This window comes from Stieleria sedimenti, assembly GCF_025060895.1.
Classification (GTDB): domain Bacteria; phylum Planctomycetota; class Planctomycetia; order Pirellulales; family Pirellulaceae; genus Stieleria; species Stieleria sedimenti.
Genome location: NZ_JANZKV010000030.1, coordinates 1 through 2650, shown reverse-complemented (window position 1 = coordinate 2650; position 2650 = coordinate 1). Strand labels below are relative to the sequence as shown.

General features: G+C 60.5%; 2 protein-coding genes. One reads left to right on the top strand and one right to left on the bottom strand.

What is annotated here, in order from left to right; all coding sequences use genetic code 11:
• Window positions 1-229: 229 nt before the first annotated feature.
• The gene (locus NZK35_RS04020) at window positions 230-928 is read right to left on the bottom strand and encodes an RsmD family RNA methyltransferase (RefSeq protein ID WP_259631313.1); all 699 of its coding nucleotides are present in this window, start codon (window positions 926-928) and stop codon (window positions 230-232) included.
• A gap of 284 nt (window positions 929-1212) precedes the next feature.
• On the opposite strand from NZK35_RS04020, the gene NZK35_RS04015 reads away from it, so the two are divergent.
• Entirely contained in the window at window positions 1213-2571 is a 1359-nt protein-coding gene (locus tag NZK35_RS04015; RefSeq protein WP_259631312.1) for a peptidylprolyl isomerase, read from the top strand.
• Window positions 2572-2650: the final 79 nt, after the last annotated feature.

Sequence of the window (2650 nt, the reverse complement as noted above, 5' to 3'; positions counted from 1 at the left end):
GTCAAAGCCAGTAGCCGGAGGCGAGCGCAGCGACGCCTCCGGACATCCGATCCCCCCTCAGACGCGACCCCGGAGGGAGTCGAAGCAAAACGCGTCGGAGCCCTCGGACCCGGCCTGCCGCACAAGCATTGCGATCAACTCTTTGTAAACGGTATGGGCCGCGATCAGCTGCAGCCATCCGTGACGCACAGCGCGACGCGCCACCTGACCGACAGGCCGGCGTCCTGCGTCACATCCGCATGCCACAAATCATCGGTGGTTCGAGCAGCGAAAGACGTGTTCCGCCGTACAACCGGTGGTCCCACTGTCCCGGTGGCAGCTTGCATTCGTCGTAGTGTTTGTCCGTTTCGGCGACGATCAGACTGCCCGGCGGGGAGTGATTCATTGCCAGACGGATCAGCCCCTGCAGCGACTCGGCGGCGGTTTCCCACATTGCGTAGGGTGGGCACAGGTAAACAATCCGCGGGGTATCGTCCAACGGTGCGTCCGGATCGGCCGGTCCCAGAAGACTGCTCCCCAAACGGAACGCGTCTCCGTAGAGAATCTTGATCTTAGACGCCACACCCAACGTTTCGGCGGTCGATTCCAAGAACGCGTGGGCCCGCCGGTTCTTTTCGATCGCGACGGCAGACGACGCGCCCCGGCTGAGCGATTCAAACGCGACCGCTCCGGTGCCGGCAAACAAATCGAACGATTTGGAACCCTTGATGCGAGGGCCGATGATGTTGAACAAACTTTCTCGCACGCTATCCTTCATCGGCCGCGTGAATTCCGCACCGTGGTAAACCACCGTCCGGCCGCGCATCGCCCCGCCGATGATCCGCAGCTTTTGCGGACGCCGTTTTTGCGGTTTCTTCGGGGTTGGGGGTGGATCTTTCGATTCGAGAGATCCGGTTCGCGGTCGACGCGGCTTGCGGGAGCGGTTCATCTGGGGAAGTATACGCGGGCAGCATTTTTTCGCGATCCCCGCTGGCGACCTGTCGGTTGCAACCCGCATCTGTCGGCAAGGGTCACGCGGCGTGACTCGCTCACGCGGCGGGCCAAGCTCATCGCGTTGATTTCAGAAACTCGAATCAAGCGACAGGTCGCTGGCGTCAATCGGACCACAGATCGGCCAGGCCGAACCTGGCGGAAACCGCTCAAAACCGAAACGCCGCTCGATGCGTAGTGCTGCTGAGCTCCTTCGTTCCCACCGCAGGTTTCTAGAACCCCATGATCGTCCGCAGCCCACTCAGAACATTTGTCCCCGTCTGCCTCATCGCGGCGCTGTCGCTCGGTCCGGTCCAGAATTCACGCGGCCAGCAACCGAATGCCGACACCTCAGCACAGCCGGCCCCAGCGGCTCAGTCGGCGGCCGGAACGGCGACGGTGGACCACAGCGGGCACGACCATGCCGCCCAAGCAGCGGACCTCCAGGCCGCCGATTCCGCGACGGGCCCCCCCGACACCGCGGCTGAGACGGAAGCGATCCTCAAGGAATTCAAGGAGATGGCTCAGCCGGAATTGTACGAAGATGGAATGGCGGCCTTGGACGCCTTTGAAGAAATCTCGCAGCAGTTCAAGGACAAGGTGTTGCAGATGCGGCGCCACTACATTTTGTTCGTCAACGGATTCAGCGACGATCGCCAAACGTACCTGACGCTGCGAAACGAAAGTCGCGAGCTGATGAATCAGGCCTATCGAAAAGCACTCGATCTGATCGACTTCTTTCCGCACCCGGTGGCCATGCGATACGTGGTGACGGTTCTCGAACAGCGATTCAAACACGACGTGTACAACGCGGAAACGCTCGAAGGCGCAGCGAAAATGCTCGATTACGGAATCCGGCTCCGCTACGTCGCGCTGGCAGCCGCACGTGCCGCAATGTGCGCCGGCGATTTCCCACTGGCCGAAAGTCTCTACAAGAATCTTCAGGAGGATGAAATCGAAGACAAGGACAAGGCGATGATGGTTCAATTTGACGCCATCAAGAAACAATTCGAAACCGAGCAAGCACTGTTGCGCAACGATCCCGAAGACCTGCCCCAAGTCCGCTTCAAAACAACTCGTGGCGAGATCGTTGCCGACCTGTACATTCACGAAGCTCCGTCTACCGTCGCGCACTTCATCGAACTGGTCGAATCGGGTTTCTATGACGGATTGGATTTCTTTCAAGTCGTCGAAGGTCTGCTCGCGTTGACCGGTGACCCGCTCGGCGACGGCAGCTCGCGACCGGATCGCTACCTGGCCGACGAACATGGTCGCGACGTCGTTCGCATGCCCCTGACGGGCTCTCTGGTGATGGCGAAACTGCCCGGCCCCAACAACGATTTCATCCCCAACACGGCGGGCACGCAATTCGCAATGCTGTTCATGCCGTTACCCTCCGTCAGCGAGGAGCAAACCGTGTTCGGCAGAATCACCAAGGGCTTGGACGTCTTGGGAGCCTTGCGGAGAGTGGACCCGCACAAAGAAAAGAAGAAAGGCGCCGTGGTGATGCCGCCCGACCGAATCCTCGAAGCCGAAATCCTGAATCGCCCCGAGACACTGCCCGAGGTGATTTACGCCGATCCCTTCGCTCCCCAGCCCTGATCGAGATGCGCGGCCAATGCCAACCCAGCCGGACGCGTGACGGTCTGTTGATTCATTCGGGATCTGCTGAGTCAATGGT